The sequence below is a fragment of the Lacibacter sp. genome (assembly GCF_057361365.1).
The window spans coordinates 317,328-334,927 of the sequence record NZ_JBMQSG010000011.1 but is presented as its reverse complement, the minus strand read 5'-3'; the positions used below and the strand labels follow the sequence as shown (position 1 = coordinate 334,927).

The 17,600-nt window shown below is 39.9% G+C and carries 12 protein-coding genes; 5 read left to right on the top strand and 7 right to left on the bottom strand.

All coding sequences use genetic code 11. The features are described from left to right. The first annotated feature begins 38 nt into the window (after nt 1-38). Nucleotides 39-1,586 (top strand): S26 family signal peptidase, encoded by a 1,548-nt coding sequence (locus ACO1QW_RS10830; RefSeq protein ID WP_486258394.1) that lies wholly within the window; start codon nt 39-41, stop codon nt 1,584-1,586. Between the two features lie 150 nt (nt 1,587-1,736). Beyond that, on the top strand, nt 1,737-2,222 hold the full coding sequence (locus tag ACO1QW_RS10825) for a cytidine deaminase (RefSeq protein WP_486258392.1): 486 nt from the start codon (nt 1,737-1,739) through the stop codon (nt 2,220-2,222). 1 nt (nt 2,223) lies between these two features. On the opposite strand, the gene ACO1QW_RS10820 is transcribed toward ACO1QW_RS10825, so the two are convergent. From ACO1QW_RS10820 to ACO1QW_RS10810, 3 genes are read right to left on the bottom strand one after another with little or no spacing between them, the layout of a single operon-like run. Further along, nucleotides 2,224-2,715: a methylated-DNA--[protein]-cysteine S-methyltransferase gene (locus ACO1QW_RS10820; RefSeq protein WP_486258922.1), complete on the bottom strand. Its 492-nt coding sequence runs from the start codon at nt 2,713-2,715 to the stop codon at nt 2,224-2,226. Between the two features lies 1 nt (nt 2,716). Next, nucleotides 2,717-3,055 (bottom strand): tRNA-binding protein, encoded by a 339-nt coding sequence (locus tag ACO1QW_RS10815; RefSeq protein ID WP_486258390.1) that lies wholly within the window; start codon nt 3,053-3,055, stop codon nt 2,717-2,719. Then, nucleotides 3,048-3,929: a transglutaminase family protein gene (locus ACO1QW_RS10810; RefSeq protein WP_486258388.1), complete on the bottom strand. Its 882-nt coding sequence runs from the start codon at nt 3,927-3,929 to the stop codon at nt 3,048-3,050. Before ACO1QW_RS10810 ends, ACO1QW_RS10815 begins: the two co-directional genes overlap by 8 nt. A 520-nt stretch (nt 3,930-4,449) precedes the next feature. Between ACO1QW_RS10810 and ACO1QW_RS10805 the strand changes: the two genes are divergently transcribed. The 3 genes from ACO1QW_RS10805 to ACO1QW_RS10795 all read left to right on the top strand — a co-directional run bounded on the left by ACO1QW_RS10805 (nt 4,450) and on the right by ACO1QW_RS10795 (nt 10,473). Then, nucleotides 4,450-5,709 carry a DUF2264 domain-containing protein gene (locus tag ACO1QW_RS10805; protein WP_486258386.1) on the top strand — a complete coding sequence of 420 codons (1,260 nt, stop codon included), beginning with the start codon at nt 4,450-4,452 and terminating at the stop codon, nt 5,707-5,709. Nucleotides 5,710-5,787: 78 nt separating this feature from the next. Beyond that, on the top strand, nt 5,788-8,943 hold the full coding sequence (gene lacZ, locus ACO1QW_RS10800) for a beta-galactosidase, LacZ type (protein WP_486258384.1): 3,156 nt from the start codon (nt 5,788-5,790) through the stop codon (nt 8,941-8,943). Nucleotides 8,944-8,952: 9 nt separating this feature from the next. After that, the gene (locus ACO1QW_RS10795) at nt 8,953-10,473 is read left to right on the top strand and encodes an alpha-L-fucosidase (protein WP_486258382.1); all 1,521 of its coding nucleotides are present in this window, start codon (nt 8,953-8,955) and stop codon (nt 10,471-10,473) included. A gap of 23 nt (nt 10,474-10,496) precedes the next feature. Here ACO1QW_RS10795 and ACO1QW_RS10790 read toward each other — a convergent pair whose 3' ends face one another. From ACO1QW_RS10790 to ACO1QW_RS10775, 4 genes are all read right to left on the bottom strand, one after another. Next, nucleotides 10,497-11,912 (bottom strand): arylsulfatase, encoded by a 1,416-nt coding sequence (locus tag ACO1QW_RS10790; protein WP_486258381.1) that lies wholly within the window; start codon nt 11,910-11,912, stop codon nt 10,497-10,499. 22 nt (nt 11,913-11,934) lie between these two features. Then, nucleotides 11,935-13,299, bottom strand: a complete 1,365-nt coding sequence (locus tag ACO1QW_RS10785; RefSeq protein ID WP_486258379.1) for a hypothetical protein — start codon at nt 13,297-13,299, stop codon at nt 11,935-11,937. A 132-nt stretch (nt 13,300-13,431) separates the two neighbouring features. Further along, on the bottom strand, nt 13,432-16,380 hold the full coding sequence (locus tag ACO1QW_RS10780) for a DUF4982 domain-containing protein (protein ID WP_486258377.1): 2,949 nt from the start codon (nt 16,378-16,380) through the stop codon (nt 13,432-13,434). Nucleotides 16,381-16,387: 7 nt separating this feature from the next. Further along, entirely contained in the window at nt 16,388-17,518 is a 1,131-nt protein-coding gene (locus tag ACO1QW_RS10775) for a glycoside hydrolase family 88/105 protein (RefSeq protein WP_486258375.1), read from the bottom strand. Between the last annotated feature and the right edge of the window lie 82 nt (nt 17,519-17,600).

The window sequence follows — 17,600 nt, the reverse complement described above, 5'->3', positions numbered from 1 at the left end:
CGAAACCCTTACTTTTGTGAGCATTAAAAAAAGAGAGCATGTCTTTAAACGAGATTCTTTGGATTTTTTACATCAACCTGTTCCTGGTTTTATTTCCTGCTATTGGTTTGTATGGCATGTTTAAAAAAGCCGGTGTGGAAGGATGGAAAGCATTTGTGCCTTTTTACAACACGTGGATCATGGTTGAACTGTCGGGCATGAAACGCTACTGGTTTTTCCTTCAGTTTATTCCCATAGTGGGTTGGTTCATCACCATTGCCATATTGATAGACTTTGTAAAAACATTTGGCAAGTTTGCTTTTTGGGAACATGCGCTCACTGTTCTTGTGCCTATTCTCTATTTCAGTTACATCGGCTACAACAGTACCGATAAATATCTTGGTGCGGAGATCGTACATAAACATAAAAAATCGGTAATACGTGAATGGGTTGATGCGGCCATCTTCGCTATTGTAGCGGCCGGTCTTATCCGCATGTTTATTTTTGAAGCTTATGTTATTCCCACGCCATCAATGGAACGTTCATTGCTGGTTAATGATTTCCTTTTCGTAAGTAAAACAGCTTATGGTACACGTGTGCCCAATACGCCGTTGGCTTTTCCTTTAGTACATCATACATTTCCGGGTATCAAAACAAAATCTTACCTCGAGTGGATCAAGCTTCCGTATCGTCGTTGGTTTGCAAAGCCTGTTAAACGTAATGATGTGGTGGTGTTTAATTTGCCGGTAGGTGATACCGTTATTAACGATGAAGTAAATTTTGGATCGAAAGTAACTTATTATGATGCCATTCAAATGGCAGGTGGCGACCGGAATCGTATCTGGAACGACTATGGTGATATCATCATTACACGACCCGTTGATAAACGTGAAAATTTTATTAAGCGTGCTGTTGCAGTGGCAGGCGATACGCTTGAAATTAAAAACGGAGTGGTGTATATCAATGGCAAAATAAATGACATACCTCACGGTGTTCAAACAAACTATTATTTGAGAACTAAAGGACAACCGCTTGATTACACAATGCTGGAAGAAGAATATGGCATTCGTGAAAGTTTGCGTGAAGTATCACAAATACCGGGCTTGGGCAATAATATCTACGAGATATTTTTAACCCAGGAGCAGTTAGATGCATTTAAAAAACTACCGTATATCGATTCAATTGCACCATTTGTTTCTACTTATTCGGCAAATGGTCCAACCATGGGTGGCGAAGTTTTTCCGAACGATACAGTTTATTGCAAATGGACGCTCGATAACTTCGGTCCGCTTTATATTCCCAAAAAAGGAGCAACTATTCAACTCACACCTGAAATTTACAGCCGTTATCAACGTGTCATTCGCACGTATGAGCATAACGATTTTGAAATGAGTGATGGCAAATTTATGTTGAACGGACAACCAGCTACCAGCTATACATTTAAGATGAGTTATTATTGGTTGATGGGTGATAACCGCCATAATTCACTTGATAGCCGCTATTGGGGTTTTGTGCCCGAAGATCATGTGGTTGGTAAGGCATCGCTTATTTTCTTTAGTTGGGATAGTGGCCCAAGATGGAAGCGAATTTTCCGTTCAATCAAATAAAACCTTATATTTGATACCGAGCTTTTATGATGGATCCTCCGACATGTTCGGGGGATTTTTTGTCTTTTACCCTTTTTTAAATCCACTGTTGTATTCACGGTTTAAGGAGAGGTAATATGCCGAATAAAGCTTCGGTATAAATAAGTGAACATGAATAAACACGAGTATCAATTCGAGTATGAGGTGTACGATTCCATTGATGACCTCCCGGAAGAAGACAAGTGGTTACTTGATGAAGCGAGAGAAGTAACCCAACATGCGTATGCGCCTTATTCCCGTTTCCAGGTGGGTGCTGTTGCGAAACTGAATAATGGAGAGATCATTGCCGGAAGCAACCAGGAGAATGCATCTTTCCCTGCCGGACTATGCGCTGAACGTGTTGTGTTGGCATCTGTTTCATCTTTATATCCTAAAATACCTATTGAAACCATTGCAATAAGCTACTTCAATAACAACGGTGAAAGTAATCATCCCATTTCGCCCTGTGGTATTTGCCGGCAGGCTTTACAGGAGTTTAAAGAGAAGACCAAACAACCGACACGTTTAATATTAGGTGGCATGCATGGCAAAGTGTACATTATTCCAGACGCAGCCATGCTGTTGCCACTTTCATTTACAAGCACCGACCTTAAATAAATCAGAAAAGAGAAGATTGTTTGCCGGCCATTTTTGCTTCATGCTCAAGTAGCCATTGCTTGCGATGTAATCCACCGGCATAGCCAGTTAATTTACCATCGGCACCAACTACACGATGGCAAGGGATAATAATTCCGATAGGGTTTTTTCCATTGGCCGATGCTGCAGCACGAATGCTTTTTACATTTCCTAATCGCTTGGCCATATGCAAATAAGTTACCGTTTCGGCGTAAGGTATTTTTATTAATTGATCCCACACTTTTTGTTGAAATGCGGTGCCTTGCGGACTTAGGGGAAGATCAAACTGTTTTCTAGCTCCAGCAAAGTATTCATCTAATTGTTTGATGGTTGTTTGCAGCGCAGCAGATGTAGTAGTTCCGGTTTCCGTGATAGCAATATCATCCCGAAACGACACAACCGTTAATTGTTCATCTTCCGCTTCCAATAAAATGCAGCCGATGGGCGAATGATAATAAACAATATGTGTTAACACTTCAACCAATTATACCTCCGTTTTGTACTTTCTTATCGGGCGTTAAAAGTATCACTTCTTTGTTTTCATCATACACACCTAATACCAAACACTCGCTGAAAAAATTTCCAATTTGCTTTATTGGGAAATTAATGACAGCAACAATTTGTTTACCTATCAATTCTTCTTTCTTATAATGATGCGTGATTTGTGCCGATGAACGCTTAATGCCTTGCTCTCCAAAATCAATAGTTAATTGATAAGCGGGTTTTCTCGCATTCGGAAATTCAGTTACATCGATAACCGTTCCAGCGCAAATGTTCACTTTTTCGAAGTCAGCCCATGTGATCAACTCATTCATCCGAATCGCTTAATTGTGCAGCAAGTGAAAGAAGATCGTTTTTCTTGTAGGCATTTTTTTCTGAATCGAAACATCTTGCATATTCTTCCAGCATGCGCTGAATGATGCGTTTGTTATTAAGTGGTTTGAAATAAGAAGCTGTGGGAGATACGCTGATGCGTTTAAAATAAGTTTCAACATCCTTATGTGAAAATATCTGGCCCGATGCACCATCCATATAAAACTGGATATGTTCAGGTGGAAAGTCAACCCCCGTATTGTTTTCCGGATCATCATCGAAATACGCCAGTATAAACTGCCGTGGTATATTCACCATGTAAAGATTTATATCGAGCAAGCTTGCCATAGAAAGTACCAACACACCAATGGGTATTGCATTCCCCTTTTTTGATTCCACAAGTTTATGAACCAGGAAATCATCGGGGTGACTGTAGTTGATCTCCGTGCCTTTTATTTTATAATAATTGAACAGGATATTATTCAGCACATTTACTTTCTCCAGCGAAGTGAGGAAACTGTTGAGTTCAAGCCACACATTTCTCCTCATTTTTTCCAGTTCCTGGTAATAGGTAAGTAAATTAAGATCGGGGTATTGATAGCGGCTTACAAGTAATGCCCCGGTAAACAGGTCATGTTCTTTATCGTTGGCCCATGCTTTCAGATCTATTTGCAGATCACGGAAATGAAGGCTGTGAATTAGCATTTCAATTCGCTCCTGGGTATATTCATCAGCAGTTGTTTCCCATAAATGTTCAAGGTTGGGAATGATCTCTTTTCCAAATGAAATGATCTTTTCACTCACTTGTGAATACACTTCATCGTCAGGATCGTCGATGAGGTGGAGTAGGGCTGTTATTTCTTTTGTTTGTTCCATCGAATGGGTTTCAGTAATCTAACGCTGTAAATCTGGATTTTAAATTGCAAAAACTGTCAAACATTTCTAAAAAAAGTTGTTCACAGCGATGTGAATGAAAATAATTTGAAGTGAAAGCAGCTAAAACCGTGCAAATAGGTAATACCACTTAGTGAAGCCCAAGGTTAGTACGAATTTTCGAAACAAACCCTCAACAATTGTAATAAAGACAATTTAAGTGGGGTATCATTGCACTACCAATAGTAATCCAATACCGAAAAACCAAGTCGAAATCCATCCTTAAATCCAATTAAAGACCTGTTAGAATCCTGACCCAATGAATTAACCAAAGCTCGCTTCTGTACCTTAAGAGAACGGACAAAGAAACAGAACAATTTTGAAGCAGCATAAGAGCCCCCGCATAATGGGGGCTTTTTATTTTTCACTTAAGGGAGTTAAGGAACTGTGCAGAATGGCCATGAAGTGAAAACAATAAGTTCTGTATTTTCAAGCCCGGTATTTATACACTCAACTCATCTGCATGCAAAAAAAGTTTACGCTTCTTTCAATTATACTCTTCTCCTTTATTTCGTTTAATAAAACAATTGCGCAGAAAGCGAAGAAAAAAGAACAAACTCCTGCTGTTGTAACCGGCCAGCAAGACAGGGCGTTTTGGGTAAATACGTTGTATAAGATCGCTTATCCTGTTGTGCACAATCTTGCAAAAGGAACGTTGAAACAGAATCTTCCCCTGGAGCAAGGCCCGAATTATTATTTACCTGTTAAGAAAGTTACTTACCTGGAAGCTGTTGGGCGAACAGTAGCTGGCCTTGCGCCTTGGTTAGCATTACCTGATGATGAAACTGCTGAAGGAAAAATGCGCAAACAATTGCGTGAAGAAGTCTTGAAGGGATTAGCGAATGCTGTTGATCCCAATCATCCCGATTATTTAAATTTCAGAACAGAAGGCCAGCCAATTGTTGATGCGGCTTTTATGGCGCATGCTTTTTTGCGTGCACCGAAAGCATTGTGGGAGCCGTTGAGTGCTGTTACGAAACAACGTTTTGTTGAAGAATTTAAATCATTACGCAACAGGAAACCGGCTTATAGCAACTGGTTATTATTTAGCGCACTTACTGAAGGTTTTTTACTAAGCATTGGTGAACAGCACGATCCTATGCGTATCGATATTGCCATACGCAAAATGAAAGAGTGGTATGTCGGCGACGGTTGGTATAGTGATGGAGAAAAGTTCAGCATGGACTATTACAATTCATTTGTCATACATCCCATGCTGGTTGATGTGTTGCAGATACTTGTGCAAAAGAAAATGGCGCAGCAACAAGATTATGATCTTGCTTTGCAGCGTATGGTTCGTCATGCTGAATTCCAGGAACGCATTATTGCACCCGACGGATCATTTCCTCCCTTTGGTCGTTCTATTACTTATCGCACAGCAGCTTTCCAAATATTAACACAAACAGCATTGATGGAAAAACTTCCGGCGCATATATCGCCTGCGCAAGTGCGTTGCGGGTTAACAGCTATTATGCATAAGATGTTTGATGGTAACCAGAATTTTGACCGCAATGGTTGGTTAGTGTTGGGCTTTAACGGACATCAACCGATGGTGGCCGATCAATATACTTCAACCGGGAGTTTGTATTTAACAACCCTTGGCTTTTTAACGCTCGGTCTTCCAGCAGATAATAAATTCTGGACCGATGCTGCTGCTGATTGGACAAGCAAGAAAGCATGGAGCGGCGATGTGTTGAAAAAGGATTATAAAGTAGAATACTGATCTCTATCAGCAGAAACTGTGTAATCGCTCAACCGTTTGCACAATCAATTGAGGCGATAAGAAAGTAAGTTTGGGCAAATGAAACTTCTATTTACGATCACGTTCGCAGCGTTGTTTATACAAGCTGCTTTGTCACAGGAACTCCCCACAGAATTACAAACCCCGGATGTTGTTTCCATCAATCGCATGCCCATGCGTGCATCGGCGTTTGCATTTGAAAATCGTGCATTGGCACAAAGCCGCAACAAAGAACAATCAGCGTATTTTCTTTCGCTGAATGGTAACTGGAAATTTAACTGGGTGCAGGATCCACGCAAACGTCCGCTCGATTTTTATAAAACAGATTTTAATGATGCAGCATGGAGCAACTTTAAAGTGCCTGCCAACTGGGAATTGAATGGCTATGGCTTGCCCATTTATGTAAACCAACCGTATGAATTTGCAGGCAGCACCAGAACAGGTGCAAGAATGACGCCGCCGTTTGATATTCCGGTTGATAATAATCCTGTTGGTTCTTATCGCAAAAAAATAAACCTGCCTGAAAGCTGGAATGGCCGACAGGTGTTTATTCATTTAGGTGCAGTGAAGTCTGCGTTTTTTATATGGATTAATGGAGTAAAAGTTGGTTACAGTGAAGACAGTAAGCTTGCTGCTGAGTTTGATATTACAAAATATGTAAAGCCGGGAGAAAATTTGGTGGCATTACAAGTGTATCGCTGGAGTGATGGCAGTTATCTCGAATGCCAGGATATGTGGCGCATCTCCGGTATTGAACGTGATGTGTATCTCTACTCAACTCCAAAACTTGATGTGCGTGATTTTAAAATAATGAGCACGCTCACCGATAATTATACGAATGGTTTGCTGAATATCAAAACAGAGGTCAACAACTATCGTATCGATCAACGTACCAACCACAGTAAACCTGATACCTTTGCAGTTGAAATAGAATTAACAGATGCAGCAGGCAATAGTGTGTTGAGGAAATCAACAACAGGAATTCAAACGGTGCTGGGTAATTATAAAAGCACAGTTTCATTCAATGAAAAGATCAGCAATGTAAAACAATGGTCGGCTGAGTTACCATATCTCTATACACTTTACATTACTTTAAAAGATAAGCAGGGAAATGTGGTGGAAGTTATTCCGCAACGTGTGGGCTTCCGTTCCATCGAGATCATTAACAATAATTTTTTAGTGAACGGTAAGCGTGTGTTTCTGAAAGGTGTAAACCGTCATGAGCATAATGCTACGCAAGGTCATACATTAACGAAGGAAGACATGCACAAGGATATGGAGATGATGAAGAAATTGAATGTAAATGCAGTTCGTCATTCGCATTATCCGCCCGATCCATACTGGATGGAGTTGTGTGATGAGTTTGGCTTGTATGTTGTGGATGAAGCCAACATTGAATCGCATGGTCGTTATTATGATCTTGCTTACACGTTGGGTAATGACAAGCAATGGCGCATGCCGCATCTCGAACGTATTTACCGCATGTACGAGCGGGATAAAAATCATGCATCGGTTGTTACATGGTCGCTGGGTAATGAAGCAGGCAACGGTGTGAATTTTTATGAAGCATACGATTGGTTGAAACAAAATGATATTCGACCGGTGCAATACGAACGTGCAGAGAATGACTACAACACTGATATGATCGTTCCGCAGTATCCTGATCCGAATTGGTTGAAGCGTTATGCGTCACGTAATCCTTCACGCCTGATGATTATGAGTGAATACGCACACATCATGGGTAACAGCCTCGGTAACTTTAAAGAGTATTGGGATGCGATTGAAAACAATCCCAACCTGCAGGGTGGATTTATCTGGGAATGGATTGATCAATCAATCGATACCGTAAAGAATGGTAAACGCATTATGGCTTATGGCGGCGACTTTCCATTGGAAGGACCGGTGCCGCAACATTTCACCGATAATAATTTTTGTGTGAAAGGTGTGGTAACAGCATATCGTGATTTAACACCCATGGCTGTTGAAATTAAAAAAGTGCATCAGTTCATTAAATCATCGCTGAACAACAATGAGCTGACGATCCGCAACAGCTATTTCTTCCGCACAGTTGATAATGTGCAGCTGACATGGGAACTGCAGGAAGATGGTAAAGTGATTGAAAAAGGAATCATCACTCAGCTTTCTGTCGCACCACAACAATCAACAGTTGTAACACTACCCATCAAATCAAAACAGAAAGAAGCAAAAGAATACTTCATCAATGTGCATTATACATTGAAAGAAGCGGAGCCGTTCTTAGAGAAAGGATATGAGATAGCTTATGATCAATTTGCGTTAAGTGCAATTCCTGTTGTGCAGGATATGATCACCGGTAAAGGAAACCTGCAGGTGAAGCAAACTGAAACAAGTTGTACAATTACCGGCAAAAAATTCGCTGTCAACTTTGATTTGACGAATGGTACAATGGGTTCTTACATCGTTAACGGAACTACTGTGGTTGAACAAGGTCCGAAACCAACTTACTGGCGTGCACCAACCGATAATGATATTGGTGCAGGCTTCAACCGCAACCTGCGCATGTGGCGCAACGCATACGAGCAGGGCAAGTTGGTTACAGCAACAGTAACAAAGCAAGCAGATGGATCATATATCATTCTCTTTAAAAAAGAAGTCGTGAATGGCGATGCAGTGAGTGAACAACAATTCACTGTTTATGCAGATGGAAAAATAAAAATAACCAGCAGTATTGATGCACTGAAAGGAAAGTATCCGTTGCTGTTGCGTGTTGGTAACGATCTGCAGTTGAAAAAACAATTCGATCAGATCAGTTTCTATGGTCGTGGCCCTTGGGAAAATTATTGGGATCGTAAGTCGGCTTCCATGATTGGTTTATACAAACAAACCGTAAGCAATCAATATTTTTCATATGCCCGTCCGCAGGAAAGTGGTAACAAAGCCGATGTGCGTTGGGTAAAGCTGACGAACAAAGCAGGCAAAGGAATTGAGTTTGTGTATGCAGATAGTCTGCTCAACTTTTCTGCATTACCTTACAGTCTCGATGATCTTGATCCGGAAACAGAAAAGAAGCAATATCATTCCGGTGAGTTGATTATGAAAGATAAAATTTATATGCATGTAGATCTGCAGCAAAGTGGTTTGCAGGGTATCGACAGCTGGGGTTCAATGCCCATGCAGCAATACCGCATTCCGTTTGCAGATCATCGCTATACTTACTGGATTGTACCGGTTAAATAAAAAATAACAATGCGCCATTCTTTAGTAAAATATTCCTTTGCAGTTTCTGTTTTGTTTGTTGCAACAACTTCTATTGCACAAACGACAGGCAAGAATTATGTACTCATCAATCCAGGCGATACAGAACAACAGCTTATTGCAAAAGCAGCAGCTGTTACGCCGTCTGCAAGACAGCTGCGTTGGCAAAAACTTGAGTTGACTGCATTCTTCCATTTTGGTGTAAATACTTTTACTGACAAAGAATGGGGGGATGGAAGTGAAAGTCCTTCCATTTTCAATCCTGTTTTGCTTGATGCCGAACAATGGGTGCGTACAGTGAAAGCTGCTGGGTTTAAACAGGTGATCATTACTGCCAAGCATCACGATGGTTTTTGTTTGTGGCCCACAAAAACAACTGCACACTCGGTGAAAAACAGTCCGTGGAAAAGTGCCAAGGGCGATGTGGTGAAAGAAGTGGCTGCGGCCTGTAAAAAATACAATGTTGGTTTTGGTGTGTATTTATCACCGTGGGATCGGAATGCATCTGTGTACGGCACTGAAGCATACAATGATTTTTTTGTAAAGCAGTTAACCGAGTTGCTTACACAATATGGCCGTGTAGATGAAGTATGGTTTGATGGTGCCAATGGTGAAGGACCGAATGGTAAAAAGCAAGTGTATGATTTCAATCGTTGGTACGATGTAATACGTAAACTGCAACCTACGGCAACTATTGCTATTATGGGGCCCGATGTGCGATGGGTAGGCACTGAATCAGGAATGGGTCGTGAAGAGGAGTGGAGTGTAATACCAGCTGATGAAAATATGATGGAGAAAATTGCAGATGGTTCACAGAAAGATGTGGCCTTTGCACCTAAGGGCGATAAGATGCAAAAAGATCTCGGCAGCAGGGAAAAGATAAAAGATGCAAAAGCATTGGTATGGTATCCTGCTGAAACAGATGTGTCCATCAGGCCAGGGTGGTTTTATCATGCGAAAGAAGATAACAAAGTCAAGTCTCCTAAAACATTAATGGATATTTATTTCAGTTCAGTTGGGTATAATAGTGTGTTGCTGTTGAATATTCCGCCAAACAAAGATGGATTGTTATCAGCAAGCGATGTAAAGAGCCTTGAAGGTTTTTCTGCATTACTCAAAAAAACATTTGCAAATAACCTGGCAAAAGGAGCAACAGTTAAATGCAGTAACGGCATCAACACAAATGCATTACTCGATCATTCGTACGAAACATTCTTTACAACCAAGGGAAAAGACACAACTACAACCATTGAGTTTACATTCCCAACAGCAAAAACATTTGATGTGCTGAGTGTGCAGGAGAATATCAGCATTGGTCAACGTGTAGAGAAATTTGTACTGGAATATAAAGACGGTACTGAATGGAATCAGCTTGCAGAAGGGAGTACTATTGGTTACAAACGTTTATTGAAATTTAATGCTGTTAAAGCTAAACAGGTAAGGCTTCGTATTCTTTCATCAAGATTAAATCCAACGCTATCTTCTTTTGGAATTTATAAACTGGCCGAATAAAATATTACGCCAGTTTATAAAAGTTATTTTTTGATTTCTGATGACAGTAGTGGCCAGTCAGGATTGTACACATGTTCCTGTTTCATGATCTGGTCAATTACTTTTACTATTTCAGGATTTTTATCGGCGACATTGCGTTGCTCTGATGGATCATTATTAAGATTGTATAATTCAATCGGGGCATTTTCATTTTTACTTACTCCCAAACGAACGCCTTTCCATTTTCCCCAGCGCACAGCTTGCCTGCCATCATTTTCATGAAACTCCCAATAGAGATGCTCATGTAGTTTTTGACGGCCTTTATTTAAAGTAAGTAAGGGGACAATTGAAATGCCATCGATTTTTTCTTCTACAGGAATTTTTGCCAGTTCTAAAAAAGTAGGATACATATCCCATAACGCAGCAGGTTGTGTAACCACAGCAGGTTTAATTTTCGTTGGCCAGTAAGCAATAAATGGCACACGCATACCACCTTCGTACAAGTCACGTTTAATGCCACGATAAATACCATTGCTGTTAAAGAATTCAGGGTCGCCACCGTTTTCTCTATGCGGCCCATTGTCGCTGCTGAAAATGATGAGTGTGTTTTCTGCCAATCCTTTTTCTTTAACTGCTTTCACAATTTCTCCCACGTACAAGTCCAATCGGCCAACCATTGCCGCAAACTGTGCATGCGGGTAAGATTCAGGTTTCATGTTATGCGGTCTTGTTTTTAGCGCATTACCAGTAAGAGGCTGTTCATCGAATTTTTGCTTGTAGTAATTGTACAAACTGTCGTGCGGACCAATTACATCGCCATGTGGTAATGTATAAGACAAATACACAAAGAAAGGCTTCGATCCTTGCTGGTTTATATATTGCAAAGCCTCTTTATGAATTAAGGCTGCTGAGTAAATTGAATCATATGTTTTGTTTACATCAAATTCAACTTTGTTATGATTATTCCAGAGATAAGGTGGATAGAAATCATGTGCTAAACTTTGATCATTATACCCGTAAAAAAGATCAAATCCTTTTTTGTTCGGATCACCACTGTTCTGGTTAAAGCCCATTCCCCACTTACCGAATGTTGCAGTAGCATATCCATTTTGTTGAAGATAATTGGCAAATGTTTTTGTTGATTCAGGTAATGGTGCTTGTCCTTCAGGTTCAAATTGTTTGTTGCCACGAATAGGCGTGTGGCCTGTATGCAAACCTGTCATTAACGATGCACGTGAGGGGGCGCATACCGATGTGCCGGAATAAAATGAAGTAAATTTCTTTCCTTTTGCAGCCAATACGTCAAGATTAGGCGTTTCAATTTTTAGCTGACCATAACATCCTAATTCGCCATAACCAAGGTCATCCGCAAAAATAAAAATGATATTGGGTTGCTGCGCAAAAGCTGTTGCGGTATTTAGTAGGAAGATCAGCAGCAATAATTTCAAACAGAATTTCATTCAATAATATTTTAGGGCACTATCAATTAGTTAATGACACTTTCATTAAACCGGTTTCAGTTTTATTGGTAAAAGGAACGATAAAATAATTGTCGTCCACAGTTTGCAATAATGGAAGGATAAAGTTAAACTGATTATACACACGAAGCGAAATTGCGTCGAAGTATCCTTCTTTGTTGGGAGAAACCAAAAGCAACCCTTTTTTCTTTGCAACGAGTTCCTGCACAAGTAAAAGAAAAGGCGTGTTGTTTATCACAAACTGTGCATGTGGTCCTGGATGAATTTTATAATAGCGACCATTGTTTTTTACAAGACTGTCTTTTTCTTTTTCCAACCTATTGTTGAGTAAAGTCATACGAACAGCATTAGGCGGCGAATTGTAGGATACATCATAAGAATAGGGAAAATTGATACCGGGTGAACTGGTATTTAAATCTATATTATTACTTCCAATTACCCGGGATCTTCTGCTGTTTAACCAAGGTGAAAAATATAGCCAGCCTGTGTTTTTATTTTTTTCTACTATAAAACTCGAAGCAGTGTTATCCTTAAAAACATCCGGCACAATACTGATAGGTGTAATTTCTTCCAATGAATTGTTTAATCGCACCATAAAAACGCCGGGCCTTACACCTCTAAATGCAAGGGGAGTATGAAGCATTGAATAGATGAAAGTGCTTGAATCCGCACTGTTGTAGCGAACTGTTGGTGAAGCGTAAAGATATTTGCCACTTTCAAATTGTTTCGATAAAATATTTCCCGTCGTTCGGTTGATTTTTAAAAGGTTTAGAATGCTTGAACCAGCTTCGTTCTGCGATGTTTTTACAACAAACAATTCATTGTTGATCAACGTTACTTCTTTTAACTGATCGGTGTGCATATTAAAAGGGAATTTCAGTTTTTGCACTACTTCAGCTTTTTGTTCAGTTTCAAGCTTTACAATAGTGCTTTCAATTCTTTTAATATCATCGAAGTACGAATGGGAAACCAAAAACAAATTATTGTCAACATTAAAAAGCTGGAAAGTGGCTTTGCTTTTATTCCATGATGAATCAACAGGGTCAGTTAAAAGATATGAAACGTCGCTGATAGCTCCGTTTCCGTAAATTTTAAAAATTTGATGATGCAGTGGGCGGTGTGTATGCACATACAATACATAATAATCATTTAGTTTGAGAAGCCGGATGTTGGCATTTTCAGGGGGCCTAATATTCAGTTCCCTTGTTGCCTGTAACTGCAACTGATCGTTAAAAATGTAAACGACAGGTTTTTTAGTATTACTGAAATAGATGAGATGATGAAAACCTTTCACACCAGCAATTAGTCGCAGGTCACCAGCACCTGGCGTTTTTACAACACTTTTGCTATATTGTATTTTTTGTGCCACTGTAATGTTACAGCAAACAAAAAATAATATGGTAAGCAGTCGATACATGATAATACTAAAAAAGAATAGCCGATTTTATAAAAATAACCGGCTATTTCTAAAGGATCTGTTACAAATTATAATAAGACAATGCTAGTTTACCGGCTCATAAATCTCTGCTTCAATGATGCTTAATCGTCCTTTGCTGTTGGCATCGTTACGACTTACACCGTCATCTAATTTTTTGCCAGACACTTCAGTTGTTGTTTCGCCGCTCAAATTACTGGAATTAATTAATTCAATTCGCACTTTTGAACCGGTCAATCGTTTGCATACAATATTGCAATAGCCGAGGCTTGTTGTTGTATTGCCTTTAAATACTTCTTGCCCATCTACCGTAATACGTAATGGATAAGATTTTGTTCGGAAATTATTCAGCTTCAGATTTACTTCACTTACAACCGATGGTTTACTCAACTCATATTCGATCCATGCAGTTGAAAGATTTCCGTTATTATACCAATCGGTTAATTCATTATCATCAAAGCTGGCAAAAGCGCTGTCGCTTTTTGAACCTGCAGTTGCTTTTATAATTTGTAATGCATTTCTTTTTTGAATAAATGATGGAGTAGAAGGAGTAGGGCCACGCTGCAAATTTCCTTTTAACCCATGGAAAGGTAGTTGGATACTCAGTCCATTGTTCACTAAAACTGCTGTTGATTGCAATTGAAGTGCAGCTGGTTTTAAACCATCTGCTGTTGCAGTAAGTTTTATGACTCCTGCTTTTGTAGTGCTTCGTACAAGTACACGGTTTACACCGCATTCGACAGGTAATTCTTTTGCTAAAATATAATTGTCCGGTCCTTGTGCCATGCCGCCTCTCCATTCAGCTTCGCCTTCCAGTTTAAAGTTGATCATGTTAAACGCCACAGGACAACGTTGTCCATTTGCATCAACCACTTCTACTTCAAATAAAGCAAGGTCATGACCATTTGCCTGCATGCCTTTTGGGTGAGTGATTGAAGTCAGTCGAAGTGCAGCTGGTTTGCCCGCAGTTTTCTTTTCAGCAGAACAGATCTGCTTTCCATTTGCATCATATCCAATTGCTTTAATGCTGCCTGGCAGCCAACTAACTTGTTTAAATGTAAACTGGAAGCGATTGCTTTGTTCGCCAAAGCCTAAGGATTTACCGTTTACAAACAATTCCACTTTATCGGCCGATGAAATGACAAATACATCTTTTGTGGTAGTATCACTGTAATTCCAATGACCAATAATGTGAATGCCTGTTTTTTCTACATCAACCCAACCATCCCACATGATCTTATGCGCATAAAAATTTTCTTTGATGATACGCAATGCATCCACTTCGCCGCTTCTTCGATAATTTTCTGCACCACGATGATGTGTATTTGTCTCAGAGAAAATAATGTTCACCCCCCCGGAGCTTACACGCCTGCCTGTGCCCGGTCTTTCTTTCCAGTAATCGTACCAACGTGCAACATTTTCCAAAGCATGCGATTCCATATTGCGGTTGTAGATCTTCGCCGGTTCACCTTTATGTAATGGCCCGTCACCATCTTTATGATAGGGTGGAGAATAATCATCCCAATACTTACGCAGGCCTTCATCTCTGGAATATTCCATTGCCCAAACAGGAATGTTTGCACTCTTGTTGATGTATAACATTTCACCTCCATACTCGGCGGTTTTACTGTCGAGCATTTCACGGCTGCCAATTGCACGGCCGCCAAAAGGATCGTATGCACCCCGAATGGCTTTCATTTCTTTCATATGATCTTCGGTAATGCTTTCATTGCCGCACTCGTAAAATATAATACTTGGATTATTGCGGTTATAAATGATTGCATCACGCATAACAGTCTTACGTTGTTCCCAGCGAGTGCCGGTTACATCCCGTTCCGCATCACCGGCAGGCATTGCCTGCATTAAACCAACACGGTCGCAACTTTCAACATCCTGTTTCCATGGAGTAATATGCATCCAGCGTACAAGATTGCCATTGCTTTCCACCATCAGCTTATTACTGTAATCACTCAGCCATGCCGGTACACTCATACCCACTGCAGGCCATTCGTTTGATGTACGTTGCGCATAACCATGTACTTGTATCACACGATCATTGAGATAGATCATGCCGTCTTTAAATGCAGTTTTACGAAAACCGGTTTTTGTTACAACAGCATCAACAACTTTTCCATTGATGAGTAGGCTTGTTTCTACATCATACAAATAACCATAGCCCCAGCTCCAGAAGTTTAGATTACCCGTTGCAGCCGATGCGCTGATTGTTTTCGTTTCGTTGGGTTGAACAATTAATGGCGCTGATGAAAATGTTTTCACCAAAAGTCCATTCATATCTTTCAACGAAACTGCATAGGATACTGTTTGCTCTTTACCTGATTCGTTTTTTATTTCTGATTCTGCTACAATGGTGGCTTTCCTGTTTTTTATGTCGAAATCTTTGGCGTAGATGTAAGTTCCGGTTGTACCTAGATTGTTATACAAAGGAAGTGTTTGATAAACATTGCCGGCAATATGCAGGAAAACATTTTTACATAAGCCGCCATAATTGGCATTGAAGTTTTTATCGATCCATTGATATTTGGTGTTGGTTGCTTTTTCACGATATTCCCAACTATTATCTGTTCTTACGGCAATGATATTTTCTTCATTACCATACTTCAGCAATTTGCTGATGTCGTAACCGAAAGCAGTTACACCGTTTTCATGCAAGCCAACGTATTTGCCATTTACATAAACAGCGGCAGCCTGGCGAACACCTTCAAATTCAATAAATATTTTTTGATCTTTTGCAGTTAAAGGCAACCTGAATTTTTTCCTGTACCACGCAATGCCGGTTGACAGATCAACGATGTCTTTCTTAAACGCTTCATCTTCGTTCCAGGCATAAGGAAGTGTTACCTGTTTCCATTTCGAGTCATCGAATGATGGACGAATGCACGAAGAATCATCTCCTTTAAATACTTTCCAAACAGCGTTGAAATTGTATTTTGTGCGTTGTGCAAATGAAGTAACGGCTGTTGATAGTACAACAGCAATAAGCAGCAATCTTTTCATGAGTGAATTATTTTAATTTACTTATTTCTGTTCCCGCCAGCAGGAAACAGCCTAAGCCATAATCTTCGAAATCAGGAGTACTTGTATATGAAACAGGTTGTCCGTCTTTTGGTTCTTTACCCGTGCCTTGCACAAAGCCTAATTTACCATCGGGGTGAACGGCTTCTTTGCACATTGCATTCCATGCTTTTGCTATAGAAGCTTTATATGTTTTTTTGTCGAGGATGCCATTGTTTATGCCCCATGCAAATCCATATATAAATAATGAAGTACCAGAAACTTCTTTTCCACCAAAATTATTTGGATCATTCAAACTCACATTCCAATAGCCATCTGCACGTTGCAATGGTAACAATGCTGCACACATATCTTTAAAGTCTTGTAAATATTCGTTGTAATGTGGATCAGACTTTGGAAGATCCTGCAATGTTTTTGCTAACGCTGCAACTACCCAACCATTTCCACGGCTCCAGTAACAATCATCACCGTTTGGTTCTTTATAAGGAGGATCAAAATCTTTATCTCTCCACCATAATTTTTCAGCGGGGTTGTACAAACCTTTTTCGCCATGTTTGTTTTTTGTGTATGCATACATTTCATACATGCGTTGAAAATATGCCGGTTCATTATAGAGGTTGCCAAGTTTTACAAACACGGGCATGGCCATTTGCAATGCATCGATCCAGTTCCAGTCATCAATCTTTGAGGTGATCATCATTGAATCAATAGATGCTTTAATATCTTTTACACGTTCAGGGTTTTGTTTGTTATCGATCAGATACATATCGATATACGTTTGTCCGCAACATTGATTATCGGCATTGCGTGTTCTAATTCCTCCACGCAAACCCCACTTATGTTTTTCGCCCCATTGCAATGTATAATCGTAGTAAGCCTTTTGTTTGTCGATGGCATAGAGAGCCATCAACCCTTCATAATAAACAGCTCTTGTCCAGATATTGCTTGGCCTTTCGATATTCGTAAAAATCGTCTTGCCAGCATCGGGCCATTTGTTCATGAAATACTGGTTGGTAACACGAAGCGTTTTTAATATTTTTTTCTTCGATGGAATTTTTTGCGCTGATGTGGCAATAGTAACAATACAAAACAGCAGTAAGTAACTGATTCTTTTTAGCATAGCAGCAATGTTATAGTAATTAAGCTTCAATATTAATTGATTATGAAACGCATTGCATCCTGCTGCATCCTGAATTGTGGTA

Excerpts from the sequence above, each read along its gene's own strand:
- ACO1QW_RS10830 (WP_486258394.1), top strand. The coding sequence starts at position 39 with ATGTCTTTAAACGAGATTCTTTGGATTTTTTACATCAACCTGTTCCTG.
- ACO1QW_RS10825 (WP_486258392.1), top strand. The coding sequence starts at position 1,737 with ATGAATAAACACGAGTATCAATTCGAGTATGAGGTGTACGATTCCATT.
- ACO1QW_RS10815 (WP_486258390.1), bottom strand. The coding sequence starts at position 3,055 with ATGAATGAGTTGATCACATGGGCTGACTTCGAAAAAGTGAACATTTGC.
- ACO1QW_RS10810 (WP_486258388.1), bottom strand. The coding sequence starts at position 3,929 with ATGGAACAAACAAAAGAAATAACAGCCCTACTCCACCTCATCGACGAT.
- ACO1QW_RS10805 (WP_486258386.1), top strand. The coding sequence starts at position 4,450 with ATGCAAAAAAAGTTTACGCTTCTTTCAATTATACTCTTCTCCTTTATT.
- lacZ (WP_486258384.1), top strand. The coding sequence starts at position 5,788 with ATGAAACTTCTATTTACGATCACGTTCGCAGCGTTGTTTATACAAGCT.
- ACO1QW_RS10795 (WP_486258382.1), top strand. The coding sequence starts at position 8,953 with ATGCGCCATTCTTTAGTAAAATATTCCTTTGCAGTTTCTGTTTTGTTT.
- ACO1QW_RS10790 (WP_486258381.1), bottom strand. The coding sequence starts at position 11,912 with ATGAAATTCTGTTTGAAATTATTGCTGCTGATCTTCCTACTAAATACC.
- ACO1QW_RS10780 (WP_486258377.1), bottom strand. The coding sequence starts at position 16,380 with ATGAAAAGATTGCTGCTTATTGCTGTTGTACTATCAACAGCCGTTACT.
- ACO1QW_RS10775 (WP_486258375.1), bottom strand. The coding sequence starts at position 17,518 with ATGCTAAAAAGAATCAGTTACTTACTGCTGTTTTGTATTGTTACTATT.